Consider the following 253-nt stretch of genomic DNA (forward strand, 5'->3'; position numbering starts at 1 on the left):
CCAGTAGAAGTGCTGACCGTACCTGATTTTGCCGATATTGTTGAGGGGCACGCTACTGTTGATGAATTAAAAGATGTCGCGATAGAAGACTTATTAGGTCGCGATCCGGTTGCTCCCGATGTGGATTTAATGCAGTCAAATATTCAAGGCAAAGTGGTGATGGTCACTGGCGCTGGCGGCTCGATAGGTTCTGAGCTTTGTCGTCAAATTGTGATGCAAAAGCCTAACACCTTGATCTTATTTGAACTATCAG

Annotated in this window: 1 protein-coding gene; it reads left to right on the forward strand. The window is 45.5% G+C overall.

The features are described from left to right. On the forward strand, positions 1-253 hold a 253-nt coding region (locus Q5762_RS39065), incomplete at both ends, for a polysaccharide biosynthesis protein (protein WP_315897069.1).

The sequence above is a fragment of the Streptomyces sp. P9(2023) genome, assembly GCF_032436795.1.
GTDB lineage: Bacteria > Actinomycetota > Actinomycetes > Streptomycetales > Streptomycetaceae > Streptomyces.